General features: G+C 39.0%; 16 protein-coding genes and 1 pseudogene. 8 read left to right on the top strand and 9 right to left on the bottom strand.

Annotation, left to right across the window (positions count from 1 at the left end):
- Positions 1–2: 2 nt before the first annotated feature.
- From nrdR to glnK, 3 genes are all read right to left on the bottom strand, one after another.
- Positions 3–461, bottom strand: coding sequence for a transcriptional regulator NrdR (nrdR, locus tag ACPF64_RS05440; RefSeq protein WP_003654416.1), 459 nt, complete (start codon positions 459–461; stop codon positions 3–5).
- Positions 462–622: 161 nt separating this feature from the next.
- Positions 623–2,008 carry an ammonium transporter gene (locus tag ACPF64_RS05435; RefSeq protein WP_426455773.1) on the bottom strand — a complete coding sequence of 462 codons (1,386 nt, stop codon included), beginning with the start codon at positions 2,006–2,008 and terminating at the stop codon, positions 623–625.
- Positions 2,009–2,064: 56 nt separating this feature from the next.
- Positions 2,065–2,403 (bottom strand): P-II family nitrogen regulator, encoded by a 339-nt coding sequence (glnK, locus tag ACPF64_RS05430; protein WP_000780326.1) that lies wholly within the window; start codon positions 2,401–2,403, stop codon positions 2,065–2,067.
- A gap of 278 nt (positions 2,404–2,681) precedes the next feature.
- Here glnK and ACPF64_RS05425 point away from each other — a divergent pair, with 278 nt between their 5' ends.
- The 4 genes and pseudogenes from ACPF64_RS05425 to ACPF64_RS05410 all read left to right on the top strand — a co-directional run.
- Positions 2,682–2,909, top strand: a complete 228-nt coding sequence (locus ACPF64_RS05425; RefSeq protein ID WP_003654412.1) for an accessory factor UbiK family protein — start codon at positions 2,682–2,684, stop codon at positions 2,907–2,909.
- A gap of 65 nt (positions 2,910–2,974) precedes the next feature.
- Complete coding sequence (locus tag ACPF64_RS05420; protein WP_426455772.1) at positions 2,975–4,459, top strand: YifB family Mg chelatase-like AAA ATPase; 1,485 nt, start codon at positions 2,975–2,977, stop codon at positions 4,457–4,459.
- Between the two features lie 105 nt (positions 4,460–4,564).
- On the top strand, positions 4,565–5,110 hold the full coding sequence (locus ACPF64_RS05415) for an NADPH-dependent FMN reductase (RefSeq protein WP_426455771.1): 546 nt from the start codon (positions 4,565–4,567) through the stop codon (positions 5,108–5,110).
- A 14-nt stretch (positions 5,111–5,124) separates the two neighbouring features.
- A pseudogene (locus tag ACPF64_RS05410) lies at positions 5,125–5,214 on the top strand (ATP-binding protein); the annotation flags it as partial.
- Positions 5,215–5,239: 25 nt separating this feature from the next.
- On the opposite strand, the gene ACPF64_RS05405 reads toward ACPF64_RS05410, so the two are convergent.
- Entirely contained in the window at positions 5,240–6,673 is a 1,434-nt protein-coding gene (locus ACPF64_RS05405; RefSeq protein WP_426455770.1) for a PLP-dependent aminotransferase family protein, read from the bottom strand.
- Positions 6,674–6,784: 111 nt separating this feature from the next.
- On the opposite strand from ACPF64_RS05405, the gene ACPF64_RS05400 reads away from it, so the two are divergent.
- On the top strand, positions 6,785–7,561 hold the full coding sequence (locus ACPF64_RS05400) for an aldolase (protein ID WP_426455769.1): 777 nt from the start codon (positions 6,785–6,787) through the stop codon (positions 7,559–7,561).
- A gap of 15 nt (positions 7,562–7,576) precedes the next feature.
- Positions 7,577–8,449: a dihydrodipicolinate synthase family protein gene (locus tag ACPF64_RS05395; protein ID WP_426455768.1), complete on the top strand. Its 873-nt coding sequence runs from the start codon at positions 7,577–7,579 to the stop codon at positions 8,447–8,449.
- Positions 8,450–8,500: 51 nt separating this feature from the next.
- Here ACPF64_RS05395 and ACPF64_RS05390 read toward each other — a convergent pair whose 3' ends face one another.
- The gene (locus ACPF64_RS05390; protein ID WP_198079157.1) at positions 8,501–9,322 is read right to left on the bottom strand and encodes a TorF family putative porin; all 822 of its coding nucleotides are present in this window, start codon (positions 9,320–9,322) and stop codon (positions 8,501–8,503) included.
- Positions 9,323–9,378: 56 nt separating this feature from the next.
- On the bottom strand, positions 9,379–9,549 hold the full coding sequence (locus tag ACPF64_RS05385; protein ID WP_171056787.1) for a hypothetical protein: 171 nt from the start codon (positions 9,547–9,549) through the stop codon (positions 9,379–9,381).
- A gap of 735 nt (positions 9,550–10,284) precedes the next feature.
- On the opposite strand from ACPF64_RS05385, the gene ACPF64_RS05380 reads away from it, so the two are divergent.
- Complete coding sequence (locus ACPF64_RS05380) at positions 10,285–11,622, top strand: OprD family outer membrane porin (protein ID WP_151826333.1); 1,338 nt, start codon at positions 10,285–10,287, stop codon at positions 11,620–11,622.
- Between the two features lie 107 nt (positions 11,623–11,729).
- Here ACPF64_RS05380 and ppa read toward each other — a convergent pair whose 3' ends face one another.
- Both ppa and ACPF64_RS05370 read right to left on the bottom strand, forming a co-directional pair.
- Positions 11,730–12,254 (bottom strand): inorganic diphosphatase, encoded by a 525-nt coding sequence (gene ppa / locus ACPF64_RS05375; RefSeq protein WP_003654399.1) that lies wholly within the window; start codon positions 12,252–12,254, stop codon positions 11,730–11,732.
- 127 nt (positions 12,255–12,381) lie between these two features.
- Positions 12,382–12,780, bottom strand: a complete 399-nt coding sequence (locus ACPF64_RS05370) for an MAPEG family protein (protein ID WP_426455767.1) — start codon at positions 12,778–12,780, stop codon at positions 12,382–12,384.
- 106 nt (positions 12,781–12,886) lie between these two features.
- Here ACPF64_RS05370 and ACPF64_RS05365 point away from each other — a divergent pair, with 106 nt between their 5' ends.
- A complete protein-coding gene (locus tag ACPF64_RS05365; RefSeq protein ID WP_005037366.1) occupies positions 12,887–13,276 on the top strand; it encodes a hypothetical protein in 390 nt (129 codons plus the stop codon).
- Between the two features lie 40 nt (positions 13,277–13,316).
- Here the strand turns inward: ACPF64_RS05365 and ACPF64_RS05360 are convergent, their stop codons facing one another.
- Entirely contained in the window at positions 13,317–14,996 is a 1,680-nt protein-coding gene (locus tag ACPF64_RS05360) for a long-chain-fatty-acid--CoA ligase (RefSeq protein ID WP_426455766.1), read from the bottom strand.
- Positions 14,997–15,022 lie beyond the last annotated feature (26 nt).

The raw sequence follows: 15,022 nt of genomic DNA, 5'->3' as shown, positions 1-15,022 counted from the left end.
AATTATTGTTCACGTTGCTGCATTTGCTCAATTTGACGGCGAAAAGCTTCAACATCCTGAAAATCTTGATAAACAGAAGCAAATCGAACATAAGCGACATGGTCGAGTGCAAATAGAGATTGCATGACGACTTCACCAATTGTTCTAGACTTCACGTCACGCTCACCTAAACGGCGAATCTGCAATTGGATATCACTTAAAACAGTTTCTATCTGTTCTTGGGTGACCGGACGTTTTTGCAATGCATGCATTAACGAACGGCGTAGCTTGGCCTCATCGAAAGGTTCATTCTTTCCATTCGATTTGATCACACGGGGCATCACCACTTCATAGCTTTCAAAAGTGGTAAAACGTTCACCGCAACTTACACACTCACGACGTCGACGAATCTGACAGCCTTCGGCGGCTAAACGTGAATCGATGACTTTACTATCTGCGGCGTTGCAAAATGGACAATGCATAGCGGATTTATAGGGTCGATTACTTTGACCTAGTGTAGCAAAATTTCTACACTTACAGAACCAGCATTCTATGAGACAAAAAAACAGTCCTGAGCAAGATCAAAGCAACTCTTTGATCACAGCGCAAGACTGTTCTTTTAAGACAGCAGATATATTACGAATTATTCAATACGTTCGCCATGTTGGCTTAAATCCAGACCCATGCGTTCATCATCAGCGTTAACACGGATACCAATCACAAGATCAATCACTTTAAGAATTACAAAAGTCGCTACACCACTGTAAACCATGGTTGCCAATACGCCTTCAACTTGTACCCATAATTGACCAGCGAAGGTTGGAGCTAAGGTAACGTTGGCTGCTTTAATAATTTCATCACTGTAAAATACGCCAGTTAAAATCGCACCGACAATACCACCTACAGCATGTAAACCAAATGCATCCAAAGCATCATCAGCTTTAAGTAAGCGTTTAAGTGCAGTAATACCCCAGAAGCACACTACGCCACCGATAAGGCCCATGACTAAAGCACCGCCTACACCGACGAAACCTGCTGCTGGTGTAATCACAACCAAACCAGCGACAGCACCAGAGGCACCACCTAATACAGAAGCTTTACCGCGAATCATACGTTCAACAACTAACCAAGAGAACGCAGCAGCAGCGGCAGCAACTTGAGTCACTAAAATTGCCATGCTTGCACGAGCGCCAGCACCTAAAGCACTACCACCGTTAAAGCCAAACCAACCTACCCAAAGTAAGCTTGCACCGACTACAGTTAGAGTCAAGTTATGCGGAGCCATAGATTCACGGCCCAAACCAATACGTTTTCCAAGCATGTAAGCCGCAACGAGACCTGCAACACCTGAGTTGATATGTACAACTGTACCACCAGCAAAATCTAATGCGCCTGCTTTAAATAACCAACCATCTGCCGCCCAAACCCAGTGGGTAATTGGTGCATAGACTACGAGTACCCAAACTGCAATAAACACCATGAAAGCTGAATACTTCATGCGGTCTGCAATAGAACCACTTAGAATTGCAACTGTAATAATGGCAAAGGTCATTTGGAAAATAACAAAGAGACTTTCAGGAATTGTCCCACTCAATGCATCAAACGCGACTCCATTTAGCATTGCTTTAGACAAATCACCAAAAAATGCACCTGTGCCAGAGAACGCGATTGAATAACCAGCAATCACCCACAGCAAACTTACTAAGATTGCAGCTGAAAGGCTGAACATCATAGTACTGAGTACATTTTTCTTACGTACCATACCGCCGTAAAATAGTGCCAATCCCGGAATGGTCATTAATAGAACCAATGCGGTTGAAACTAAAATCCAAGAGGTATCACCCGTATCAAGAGTAGGTGTCGGTGCTGGAGTTTCAGCAACTGATGCTTCTGCAGTGGTTGCAGTAGCTTGAGATGTTGATGTAGCCGCAACTTCCGATGTAGGCGTTGTTACAGCTTCTTCTGCCCAAACGGCAGTACCACCCAAAAGAGCGCCTGATAGACTCAGCGCCATAAGCATTTTTTTCATTCGTGTCCCCCAACCTCATTTGCGAGTTATTTTCTACTCAGCAAGCTTTGTGCCAATTAGACAGCATCTGGTCCAGTTTCACCCGTACGGATACGGATTACTTGTTCCAGGTTAGTCACAAAAATCTTACCATCGCCAATTTTTCCTGTGCTTGCTACACGTGTAATTGATTCAATTACCGCGTCCACCATTTCATCACTAATCGCAATTTCGATTTTTACTTTAGGTAAGAAATCAACCACATACTCCGCGCCACGGTAGAGTTCTGTATGTCCTTTTTGACGACCAAAACCTTTAACTTCAGTTACGGTAATCCCTTGTACACCAATGTCAGAGAGCGCTTCACGCACATCATCCAATTTAAACGGTTTTACAATTGCAGTTACAAGCTTCATGTTTGTTTCCTTCGGCTTCTTTTCACCAGTAAGGTTTTATGTTCAATTTTCATGCCAATATTTCAAAGGTTGAGGGAAATGAATCTATTGCATGAACTTTCTTTATAACCTATTTAGTGATCAAGATGTAGATGAGCTATTAAAAATAAAATGAATTTTCAGTATGTTTACATGCTGATTTAATGTTCTATTTGTACTAAAAGAATTGAAACCTATATCCCACCTTCAAGCAGTGGTAAACTGTAAACCATAAGGTAATACAACACTTTGGATATTTCATGCTAGAAACTTTATTACAGGCCATTCTGGAACAAATTGATGAGCCTAAAAAAGATTTGGAAAAAAATTTACGTGCATTATTAAATGAAGCAGTCGAAAAGTTAGATCTTGTTTCCAGACAAGAAATTGACCGCCAAAAGACCGCACTGCAATCAGCCAACCAACGTTTAGCAGAGCTACAAAAACAAGTGGAACTATTAGAAGAAACTTTAAAGAATAAAAAATAAGCACCAATGTAGCGCACTTATACTTTACAACGATTAAAAATGAAGCACCATAATGGAACAACAAGATGTCTTTTTCTAAAATTTATACACGGGGACTTTTGGGTTTACATGCACCTCTCATTGAAGTAGAGGTACATGTAAGTCAAGGCTTACCTTCTCTTACCATTGTAGGCCTAGCCGAAGCGGCAGTAAGAGAAAGTAAAGACCGGGTTCGCTCGGCGATTATTAACAGTGGATTTCAATTTCCGACTAAACGACTAACCATTAATCTTGCACCAGCAGATTTGCCCAAAGATGGTTCACGTCTAGATTTACCAATTGCTTTAGGTATTTTAATTGCCTCTGGCCAGCTCCCAGAAAACTGTGCCGAAGATTTTGAATTTATTGGAGAGTTAGCACTTGATGGTCATGTAAGGCCAGTGTCAGGTACTTTAACTTTGGCAATGGCTTGTCAACAAGCCAAGCATAAAATGCTTTTTCCGATTGATAATAGTCAGGATATTAGCCACTTACCTGACTTTAAATGTTATCCAGTGAGTCACTTAAAAGAAGTCTGTGAACATTTTTTGGGCACAAAGTCTCTATCTTCGGTTGAGCCTACGGCCACTTCAAACCAAATGCCTTATAAATTTGACCTTGCAGATGTAAAAGGTCAGTTACGCCCACGCCGTGCACTTGAAATTGCTGCTGCTGGGGGGCACTCCTTACTTTTTAAAGGACCACCCGGCACAGGTAAAACTTTACTCGCCTCAAGGCTTCCTTCAATTTTACCGCCTCTATCTAATCAAGAAACGCTTGAAGTTGCTAGCATTTACTCTATTTCAAATACATCACATACTTTTGGTCAGCGACCATTTCGAGCGCCCCATCATACAGCATCAGCGATTGCACTCGTTGGGGGCGGTTCTCACCCTAAACCGGGCGAAATTACATTATCGCACTTAGGTGTACTTTTTTTAGATGAGCTCCCCGAGTTTGATAGAAAAGTATTAGAAGTCTTACGCCAGCCGCTTGAGTCAAAAGAAATCATTATTTCACGAGCAGCTCGGCAAATTACTTATCCGGCTAACTTCCAACTGATTGCAGCAATGAACCCATGTCCATGTGGTTATGCATTTAATCAAGATAGTCGTTGTCAGTGTTCACCTGAGAGTATTAAGCGCTATCAAAACCGTATATCAGGACCTTTACTTGACCGTATCGATTTACATATTGATGTGCCACCGTTAAAGGCCCAAGAGCTACAAGATCCAACGCCCGTTGAAGATTCGAGTAGTGTTCGACAACGTGTGATTTATGCTTATGAACAACAAATGCAAAGACAAAATTGTTTAAATCAAGCGCTTTCGCCGAAACAGCTAGAACAACATGCTGTACTTGATAGTACTTCTCAACGAATGATTGAAATGGCTCAACAACGTTTAAATTTATCGGCCCGCGCTTATCATCGTGTTTTACGGGTTGCTCGTACTATTGCCGATTTAGCTCAAAGTGAAGTGATTCAAAGCTCTCACCTTACAGAAGCATTATCCTATCGAGGAAATAGTTAACAAATGAAAAAACAGCGGATCGTGAGTCCGCTGTTTTTTAATATTTATATGAGTTGTTAATTAAAGAATTTATTACTGCCTATATAAAAAGGCAAAGAGGATGCTATGAAAATTTTAGCTATATCTGGCAGTGCAAGAGAGGCATCGACAAATACAGCGCTATTACGAGCAATGAAAGATATAGCACCGTCCAGTATTGAATTTTCAGTTTTCGATCAAATTAATACCTTGCCTGTCTTTTCTCCGGATGATGAGGGAGAAAAAACGCCTGCTGTAGTAGAAGAATTCATCAAAACTGTTTCTGCCTCAGATGGCATTATCATCTCAAGTCCTGAATATATCCGTTGTATTCCAGGCGGTCTTAAAAATGCAATTGACTGGATGGTTTCCCGCACCGAAATCATAGACAAGCCTATCGTTCTAGTTCATGCATCTAGCCGCGGTGACGATATGCTGGTTTCTTTAAGAAGAGTACTTTCGACAGTGAGTAGCAATTTTTTTGAAGATTTATTTTTACGCTTCTCTCTTCTTAGCAAATCGCCTGAACAAATTGTTGAGATGCTACAAACTGAAGAATATAAGTCACAAATTACACCGTTCCTGCTTAGCTTTGTCTCAGAGATTCAAAAGTATCAAGATCAATTAGAGTAAGCTGATCACCGTGTTTACGAGTAGCACGGACCATTGTCGATTTGGCTCAAAGTGATGTAATTCAAAGCTCTCATCTTACAACAGCGCTGTCTTATCAGAGATAATCAGCATTAAGATTAGAACAAAGGATTATGAGTCCGCTGTTCTTTTATTAAGAACCTCATTTAACTTCTCGATTAAAGAAGTGATTTCTTGCTCGGATAAAGCTGCAAAGCCAAAGCGAATACAACGATTAGAAGAATCATCCTGTCTAAACTTATGCTCTGTATCCATGTTGAGTCCGTCTAATTTTAAGGCTTGCTCTTTAGTAAAAGATTTCTGGAATTTCACCCATAAAGCCATTCCGCCTGCTGGAGGTTGAATCTGGACATCACCTGAAAAAACTCTGCTAAATTCAGTTAAGGCATGGTCACGCCGTAACTGATATATTTTTTTCATTTTACGAATGTGTCGTTTGATTTCACCGCGCTGCATTAAATCTGCTAAAGCAAGTTCGGTAATATTATTACCTTGCCGATCAATCAATAAAATATCTTCGATAATGGATTGAATGACTGATGCAGATGCCACGATGTATCCCAAGCGAATACCGGGTGCAAAAACCTTAGATAATGAGCCAACATGAATGACCAGCTCAGAATGAGGCAAACTCGCTAAGGGTGGCATAGGCCGACTGTCATAGTGGAATTCATGATCATAATCATCTTCAATAATATAAAACCCCCATTTTTTTGAAAGTTCTAAGAGCTGAAGACGGCGACTCATTGGCATCGTGACAGTTGTGGGATATTGATGATGCGGAGTTGTATAAATGGCAGCAACAGAATGTTCTTGTAAAATCCGTTCTAAATCCTCAATGACAATACCTTGTTCATCTAATTTGACAGAAACGACCTGAAACCCATTTGACTGAAACGCTTTAAAAGCAGAGGGATAATACAGCTCTTCAACTACAATCACTCCCTGTCGATTAGGTAGTGCACGGGATGCAAGAAAAATTCCCATCTGGCTGCCACGTACAATACAAATCTCATCTTCGGCAACACTCATAAAACGTTCCATCGACAACATTTTTTGTAAGGCTTGTCTTAACTCAATCATACCTTGGGGGTTTCCATAACCCATGTACTGGTTTTGGGTAATTTTAATCAATGCATGCCGATAGGCTCTTGAAAATAACTCATAGGGAATAAGTCTTGGGTCAGGCACACCATCGTTGTGTGGATATAAAGCAGCTTCTTGAATAGTTGGCTTATCATTAACTTTTCGCTCATTTACAGAGTCTATTTGGAGCTGCTTTTCCGGCAAAATATCTGCCACAAATGTGCCTTTTCGAGGACGAGTCACAAGCCAGCCTTGGGCCTCCAATTCTTCATATACCGCTTGTACGGTTTTTCTATTAATTCCCAATTCTTTTGACAAGCTACGAGACCCGGGCAACATAGTCCCTTGCACCAAGCGACCACTTAAAATCTCCTGACTAATCAAGTTGGTCAGTTTTAAAAAAACTGTTTTTTCTTCTCTTTCATCGATACGAAAATGTATTTGCCAAGGTCTTAGCATATTCGCCCCATCTGGACCATCTAACTTGTAAAAACTGGATGTATTGATTCAGCCAGTTGTTTTCTATTCTGCCTTCACCTACTTAATTTGGTCAACTGGACTGGAGAAGAGATGAAGACTGCTTCTGTAAACAAACAAGATCTGATGCAACATGCACAGCAAGACATGCAAAAGTGGATTAGCGATTCAGATTTAACTGACCGCCAAAAGCTTGCACTCACTTGTCGTATTTTATTTGATCATGGCCATGATGCTGGTTTAGCGGGCCAAATTACATGTCGTAGTGAAAATAAAGATTCCTTTATTACTCAACGTTTTGGTTTAGGCTTTGATGAAATTACTGCCTCAAACTTGCTTGAGGTTAATCAAGATTTAGAACCAATCAATCGAGAAGGAATGGCAAACCCAGCCAATCGTTTTCATACATGGATTTATAAAGAACACCCAGAGGTGAATTGCATTATCCATACGCATCCGACTCATGTAGCAGCTCTTTCCATGCTTCAAATTCCGCTCATGATTTCTCAAATGGATGTTTGCGCACTTTACGAAGATTGCTCTTTTGTAGGCCATTGGCCGGGTGTTCCTGTGGGCAATGAAGAAGGTATTTTGATTTCTTCTGCTTTGGGTAAAAACCGTGCTGTTTTGTTGTCTCACCATGGTCAACTGGTCACAGGAAAAACCATTGAAGAAGCATGTAACTTGGCTCTTTTAATTGAACGCGCAGCTCAATTGCAACTGCTAGCGATGTCTGCCGGACAAATTCAGCCTATCCCCCACGATTTAGCAACAGAAGCTCATGACTGGATATCTACTGACAAACGCAACAAAGTGAACTTTGCTTATTACGCACGTAAAGCTTTGAAAAAACATTCTGACTGTATTTAAAAAGAGACTTCTACCATGAAACTAAACGGTATTATTGGCTACCCTGTTACTCCATTTTCTGATGACAACACTATTAACATTGCTGTTTTAAAGCAGATGCTCGATTTACTTATCGAAAATGGCTGTGATGCCATCGCACCTTTAGGCAGTACAGGTGAAAGCGCTTATCTTGAATGGGATGAGTGGTGCTTAGTTGCCAAAACTTCAATTGAAAGCATTAATAAACGCTTACCTGTCATTATTGGAATTTCAGAACTCACGACGGATCAAGCCATCAAAAAGGCCCAAATCGCGCAAAGCTATGGTGCAGATGCACTTATGGTGATTCCCGTATCTTATTGGAAGCTAACAGATCAAGAGATTTTTGAATATTATCAGTCAATTGCACAAGCAACGACTTTGCCGATTATGATTTATAACAACCCTGCGACCAGTGGTGTTGATATGTCTCCAGAGTTAATCGTGCGTATGTTTAACAACATTGCAAACATTACGATGGTAAAAGAAAGTAGCGGTGATATTCAACGTATGCATCAAATTTATGAGCTATCAAAAGGAGAACTCCCGTTTTATAACGGCTGCAACCCTCTCGCTTTAGAAGCTTTATGTGCAGGAGCTAGCGGTTGGTGTACAGCAGCACCTAATCTATTAGGTCAAAGACCTCAACAGCTCATTGAATATGTAAAAAATGGTGAATTAGAACAAGCCCACAAGTCATTTTATCAGCAACTTCCTCTACTACGCTTTATCGTAAGCGGTGGTTTACCTAAAACGATTAAAGCAGGTTTGCAGCTAAAAGGTATTTCTGCGGGTACGCCACGTAAACCTCTGATCAAAGCAAATGATGTTGAGCTTAGTCACTTAAAACAGTTACTTACTCAAATATAGGACTAATAAAAAAAGCGGGTAAATAAACCCGCTTTTTTTTACCGCATAAACTTAGAATGTTTTAGTTAAACTAAACACTAAGCCTGTGTCATACGGTTTTTTCTGAGCATCGGTCATACCAGAAGTACTAATGTCTGTACCCACAACATCTAGCTCAGCAACAATACCCAAGATGTTACGGTTTACACCCACTTTATAATCGATATAACTATCGTCTTTACCTGGACCACCCGCAACTACGGCTAAAGCATCTTTATTTTTGAATTTGTTATAGCCAACTGATGCAAGTCCAGTAAATCCTGTGTCTGCAATTGGTGCTGAATAACCGACATTAAAATACCAGAACTGCTTAGAATGAGCCCAGTAGTCATCTGAATAGTTTACACCCACACTAAGTGCATCACCTTTAAATAAAGAATCAGCAAAAGTTAATTTACCGTAAACTTCATTAAAATCTAATCCATTTTTACCATCATAACCAATACCATTACGGTCAAAACTATGACCAGAGCCAATATAGCCATAATGGATTACACCAACATCATAAGTAGGAGCAAGCGTATCCGTTAATTTTAAAGTGTTGGTATAACCCAAAGCGACATCTGTCTCTGTTGAATTGCCAGTTACGCCAAAATCAACGCTTGAGCCCCAGAGGGATAAATAAGCACCTGACTTATGAGAAAAAGTAAAACCACCTTGAATGGCTGGGTTATTTGACGATTGTGTAACACCGCGGAAGCGGTAGTCTGTAGTTGCCGCTACATTACCTGTTGCAGTGATACCATAAAAAGATGGTGCTTCTTCAGCCATAGCCATGGTTGAACCAGCTGCGAAAATACCAAGACCTAAGGCCTTAAGTGCAAATTTCATCATTTTGATCTCCCCCATAATGAATGCACGATTTATGTATATAAAACACATTGTGTTACTTAAGCTTTAGCAATTGCTGTGCCAAGTCCATATTCCCCTTCGCTGCATATCATTAATATTGAAATCAAAATATCTCTACAATAAAAATGCCATTTTATTTTTACAAAAATATATTCATAAAAAACAATATTATAAAATAATACATCTATCCGATTAGAAAAGAGCAACATGAGAAAACACCTTGTCGGAAATAAATTAGCGACGTCAGCAGTATCCATTTACTCAATGTAAAATTTCTATTTAAACTTAAATAAGAGATATAAAAATTACGTAAATTTCTTAAGGCCGAGCTTGTAATGGTCTGTGAATGGGCATTTCTTTTAATTAGATTTCTTCGTTTTTTTCTGTTTTGAAACTTATGAACTATTTTGGGTCTTTTTTAAACAATAATATGAGCAAAAAGAGTAATGCACAAAATTTACGCAAAATATCGCACTAAATTTGATCAAATCAACTAAATTCGATTGGCTTATTATAGTGATCTCTTTTTGCACATCATGCATTAAAAATAATGTTATATAGTAACAATTTAGAGGGTATTGAAAATAAACTGTTAAAAAAATCAACTTAAGACAAGATTAAAAAGTAAACATATCCAACAAAAAAGAGCAAAAAATGAACACAAGATTCAACTATTTTTTGAGCTTGGAATATAAAATAAATGGTAAAAATCCACTAAAAAATAAATTACTTTTTTTATTTTAAACAATACATTAAGTATAAAAGCTTAATAGTAAATTTACTAAATAACCAGTAACACATTAATCAATTTCTGCATAGCATATATAAAATAAAATCAACAAAAATATATCTTTTTTATAGATTACTTATACAATTGATTCAAATCCTAGGCCCTGAACAATAACAAGGCACAGGATTTATCGTTTTTATGAGGTTCTTTAAATATGCTAAATGCACAAAAACTTACATTAGCAGTTCTCATTTCTGCGGCAATAATTTCCTCAGCTCAGGCAAGTGAGCAAAGTGAGGCAAAAGGATTTGTTGAAGATGCGAACGGTTCTATTCTCTTCCGTACAGGTTACATCAGCCGTGACAAAAAAAATGGCGTGGATGATACCAGTTCATTTGCTCAAACAGCAATCGTAAATATTGATTCTGGCTTTACTCCTGGTATTGTCGGTTTCGGTGTAGGTGTTGTTGGCGATGGTTCATTTAAAATCGGCGCAAACAAAAACGCTGGCAATAACATGATTCCACGTGAAACTGGTCTCAATGATGATGGCGTACCAACAAAAGGTGCTGGTGATTCTTATGATCACTGGGCACGTGGTGGTGCTAACGTTAAAGCACGTTTCTCAAATACAACAGTACGTTACGGTACTCAAGTACTTGATTTACCAGTTCTAGCAAGTAACACAGCACGTTTGGTACCTGAATATTTCACGGGTACTTTGTTAACTAGTCATGAAATTAAAAATTTAGAAGTGATTGCTGGTAAATTTACTAAAGATCAATATTCTGATCAGGTGAATACAGATGGTCGTCATCTTGACCGTGCAATTGTTTGGGGTGCTAAATATAAATTTGATGACAACTTGAATGCATCTTACTATGGTCTAGACAGTAAAAATGCTCTTGAACGCCATTATGTAAATGTAAACTATAAACAGCCTTTGGCGAATGACAGTTCATTAACTTACGATTTTAGTGGCTACCACACTAAATTCGATGCGAATGCGAATACCTACTCAGCTACTGGAGCAGTAGCACCAGATTATGGTAAAACTGGTATAGCAGGTGAAGAAAAGTCTAATAACATTTGGGCAATTTCAGGTACTTATGCAACTGGTCCACATAGTGTGATGTTAGCATACCAACAAAACAGTGGTAATGTTGGTTATGATTACGGTGGTAATGCTGACGGTGGCCAAAGTATCTATTTACCGAACTCTTATTTGTCTGACTTCATCGGTAACGATGAAAAATCAGCACAAATTCAATACAACGTTGATTTTGGTAAGTTAGGTGTATTACCTGGTTTAAACTGGACGACTGCATTTGTATACGGTTGGGACATCAAAGTTAGAAATGTAACTGACAGTGCTCAAGAACGTGAGTTCTTTAACCAAGTGAAATACACTGTTCAAAGCGGTTTCGCTAAAGATGCAAGTCTTCGTATTCGTAACTCGTACTACCGTGCAAGTGACTCATACCAAGGTGCATACATTGGTGACACCAATGAATGGCGTTTATTCCTTGATATTCCTGTGAAATTATTCTAATTCATAGATCTATCAAGCATAAAAAAACCTACGTCTGGCAACAGATGTAGGTTTTTTATTAGGCTCAGAATCTCAATTAAGAAACTCTGAGCCTTATCAATTAAAGCTTATTTAGCAGCTTCAATTGCTTTTAGTACTTCAGCTTTAGCAACATCAGCACCTTCCCAACCACTGATTTTTACCCACTTACCAGGTTCTAAATCTTTATAGTGACTGAAGAAATGCTCAACTTGGCTAATCAACAATGGAGGAAGATCTGTATATTCCTTCACGTCTTTATAAAGTGGAGACAATTTTTCGTGTGGAACAGCGATTAATTTCGCATCGATACCACCGTCATCTTCCATTTTTAATTTGCCCACTGGACGGCAACGAATTACAGAACCAGCAGCAACAGGATGAGGAGTTACAACAAGTACGTCTAACGGGTCGCCATCTTCAGACAAAGTATTTGGAACATAACCATAGTTCGCTGGATAGAACATTGCTGTGCCCATGAAACGGTCTACAAACAATGCATCAGAATCTTTGTCGATTTCATATTTAATTGGTGCTGCATTTGCAGGAATTTCAATGATGACATAGATGTCATTTGGGGCATCTTTACCTGCTGGGATATCGCTGTAACTCATATCAATACTCTTTCGTTATGAAGTCAGATGTAAAATCCACTCGATTATAGCGTGGATATCATCAAAATGATGCCGATTATACAATGCGCACACGCGAAAGTTGATATGAATGATGACAGAATGACACTCAAGTCAGTTTAATCGTGACCACTAATAAGAAGATTGGACACAATATAGATAAGAACCAGACAATCGAGCGTAAAGTTGCCCAATTACTTAAATAGCAGATCCCATAAATAACTCTTAAAATAATATATGCCCAACCTAATCTCAGAATAAAATATTCTGGAACAACCATATATTCGGCCATTAAAATAGCCGTTAAGAATAAAGGTAAGCTTTCAAAACTATTTTGTTGTACGGCATTAGCGCGAGCAGCCAGACCAGTTGTTTTGGCAAAAAAAGCTCTCGGGTTTTGATTATCGGCAGGCTGAAAACCACCTGTAATTTTTGCAATTGCGGTAAATACGTATGGCAGTAAACATGCCACTAAAATAATATAGATAATGCCGCTGATGCCCTGCATAGTGCCATCCATCACTGAAAATACTGTTGATCATGCTATCATAACATTGCATTTTTACCTGAAATTTTATGCAATCACTTGTCAACACTGATGAATAGGGCCATGTATGCAACAACCTGATCAAAAAGAACTGTTTGAAGTCTTGGATAAGCAAAAACAGAATCAACTTCAGATAGATCGCATATTAAAGATCGTACTCCCTATTGTCGCTTTTTTACTAAGTGTGATTTGTGCAAATTTGAATTGGCAATCTACACTTGGCACCTTTGTTATTTTAACAATTACCTTTATTGCTGTTGGTATTAAACGACTTCCTTTGTGGCACTGGCTCATTGTGATTACGATATATTGCTTAGCAGATAATTATTTAAGTTATGGTCAGCTTGATTTAACTCACCTACGCCTGCAACTCGGCACAATGCTTGTTTTTGTGGGGATGGTTGGAATTGGACGCCCTTATATAGACCGCTGGTTTATAAAAAGTCATAAAATATAAAATAAAAAAAGCGCCCTAAGGCGCTTTTTTTATTAACCGATTAAGCTGGTTTACGTAAGTCTTTACGTAAAATTTTGCCTACATTTGATTTTGGTAATTCATCCATAAACTCAACATAACGAGGGCGCTTATAGCCTGTTAGGTTCTCTTTAGCAAAGCTTAAAACTTCTTCTGTAGTCAAGCTTTGATCTTTTTTCACGATAAAGAGTTTTGGCACTTCGCCTGATTTTTCATCTGGAACACCAATCGCTGCAACTTCCAATACTTTTGGATGTTTAGCAATAACTTCTTCGATTTCACTTGGGTAAACGTTAAAGCCAGAAACCAAAATCATATCTTTTTTACGATCTACAATTTTTGTATATCCACGGCTATCCATCACGCCGATATCGCCCGTACGGAAGAAACCATCTGCTGTCATGACTTTAGCTGTCTCATCAGGGCGGTTCCAGTAACCTTTCATGACTTGAGGCCCACGAATCGAGATTTCACCTTGCTCACCTAAAGCAACTTCTTTACCGTCATCATCTAAAATGGCAACTTCAGTTAAAGGTAACGGAATACCAATGGTGCCGCTAAATTCAGTAGAAGCAGGTGGATTTGCAGTTGCTACCGGTGAGGTTTCTGACAAGCCATAACCTTCAATAATGGTTGTGCCAGTAATTTTCTTCCAAGCTTCTGCTGTAGAAGGTAAAACGGCCATACCACCGCCCATCGCCATTTTTAACTTGCTATGGTCAAGTTGTCTGAACTCTTCATTATTCACTAAAGCATTAAATAATGTATTTACTGCTGGGAAGAATGATGGTTGATATTTACGCAGCTCGTTAATAACAGCTGGTAAATCACGAGGGTTCGGAATCAAGATATTTGCCTGACCTTTATACATACCGTACATAGCGCAAACCATGAACGCAAAAATATGATAAAGCGGCAATGCACAAACAATACGGTCACCTTTAGCGCCATCGTTTACACCAAATTTACTTTGGAAAATACCATCACATTGAAGTAAGTTTGCGACAAGATTGAGATGAGTAAGCTCTGCACCTTTTGAAACACCAGTAGTACCGCCAGTATATTGAAGCACAGCCGTATCACTTAAGGTTAAAGTCGGACGCTTGTAATTACTTGGATTTTCTTTATTTAACGCTGAATTAAATTTAACGTGTCCCGGAATATTCCAAGCTGGAATTTGCTTACGTACTTTACGTAATACAAAGTTCACTAGAGTACCTTTAAGTGTACCCAGCATATCTCCTACAGTAGCAATTACAACATGCTTCACTGGAGTTTTACCTAAAATGCTTTGATACACACTAGCGAAGTTTTCAATAATTACGAGTACTTCTGCACCTGAGTCATTTAATTGATGCTCAAGCTCACGTGCCGTATAAAGCGGATTAACATTCACTAATACCAAGCCCGCACGTAACACAGCTAATGCAACTACAGGATACTGCAACACATTCGGCATCATTACTGCAACACGAGTTCCTTTTGCTAACCCCAAATTTTGCAAATAGGTCGCGAACTTACGGCTTGCAAGTTCTAACTCATTAAATGACATCGCCTTATCCATGAAGATAAAGGCATCACGAGAACCAAATTTTTGGAAATTACTCTCAAAAATATCAACAAGTGAGGTATTTTCTGCAGGCAATTCTACTGTTTCTGGAATCCCTGTCTTTTGGTATTCTGCAAACCAAATTTTTTCCATAATGCCATTATCTCCGATTCGTAATC

This window comes from Acinetobacter sp. KB005 (assembly GCF_049949095.1).
Lineage (GTDB): Bacteria > Pseudomonadota > Gammaproteobacteria > Pseudomonadales > Moraxellaceae > Acinetobacter > Acinetobacter calcoaceticus.
The sequence above is the reverse complement of the archived record's forward strand: the minus strand, read 5'-3'. Positions and strand labels throughout refer to the sequence as shown.

What these genes read in the sequence shown, in the direction of transcription:
- nrdR (WP_003654416.1), bottom strand. Translation starts at nt 461, where the DNA reads ATGCATTGTCCATTTTGCAACGCCGCAGATAGTAAAGTCATCGATTCA.
- ACPF64_RS05435 (WP_426455773.1), bottom strand. Translation starts at nt 2,008, where the DNA reads ATGAAAAAAATGCTTATGGCGCTGAGTCTATCAGGCGCTCTTTTGGGT.
- glnK (WP_000780326.1), bottom strand. Translation starts at nt 2,403, where the DNA reads ATGAAGCTTGTAACTGCAATTGTAAAACCGTTTAAATTGGATGATGTG.
- ACPF64_RS05425 (WP_003654412.1), top strand. Translation starts at nt 2,682, where the DNA reads ATGCTAGAAACTTTATTACAGGCCATTCTGGAACAAATTGATGAGCCT.
- ACPF64_RS05420 (WP_426455772.1), top strand. Translation starts at nt 2,975, where the DNA reads ATGTCTTTTTCTAAAATTTATACACGGGGACTTTTGGGTTTACATGCA.
- ACPF64_RS05415 (WP_426455771.1), top strand. Translation starts at nt 4,565, where the DNA reads ATGAAAATTTTAGCTATATCTGGCAGTGCAAGAGAGGCATCGACAAAT.
- ACPF64_RS05405 (WP_426455770.1), bottom strand. Translation starts at nt 6,673, where the DNA reads ATGCTAAGACCTTGGCAAATACATTTTCGTATCGATGAAAGAGAAGAA.
- ACPF64_RS05400 (WP_426455769.1), top strand. Translation starts at nt 6,785, where the DNA reads ATGAAGACTGCTTCTGTAAACAAACAAGATCTGATGCAACATGCACAG.
- ACPF64_RS05395 (WP_426455768.1), top strand. Translation starts at nt 7,577, where the DNA reads ATGAAACTAAACGGTATTATTGGCTACCCTGTTACTCCATTTTCTGAT.
- ACPF64_RS05390 (WP_198079157.1), bottom strand. Translation starts at nt 9,322, where the DNA reads ATGATGAAATTTGCACTTAAGGCCTTAGGTCTTGGTATTTTCGCAGCT.
- ACPF64_RS05385 (WP_171056787.1), bottom strand. Translation starts at nt 9,549, where the DNA reads ATGTTGCTCTTTTCTAATCGGATAGATGTATTATTTTATAATATTGTT.
- ACPF64_RS05380 (WP_151826333.1), top strand. Translation starts at nt 10,285, where the DNA reads ATGCTAAATGCACAAAAACTTACATTAGCAGTTCTCATTTCTGCGGCA.
- ppa (WP_003654399.1), bottom strand. Translation starts at nt 12,254, where the DNA reads ATGAGTTACAGCGATATCCCAGCAGGTAAAGATGCCCCAAATGACATC.
- ACPF64_RS05370 (WP_426455767.1), bottom strand. Translation starts at nt 12,780, where the DNA reads ATGCAGGGCATCAGCGGCATTATCTATATTATTTTAGTGGCATGTTTA.
- ACPF64_RS05365 (WP_005037366.1), top strand. Translation starts at nt 12,887, where the DNA reads ATGCAACAACCTGATCAAAAAGAACTGTTTGAAGTCTTGGATAAGCAA.
- ACPF64_RS05360 (WP_426455766.1), bottom strand. Translation starts at nt 14,996, where the DNA reads ATGGAAAAAATTTGGTTTGCAGAATACCAAAAGACAGGGATTCCAGAA.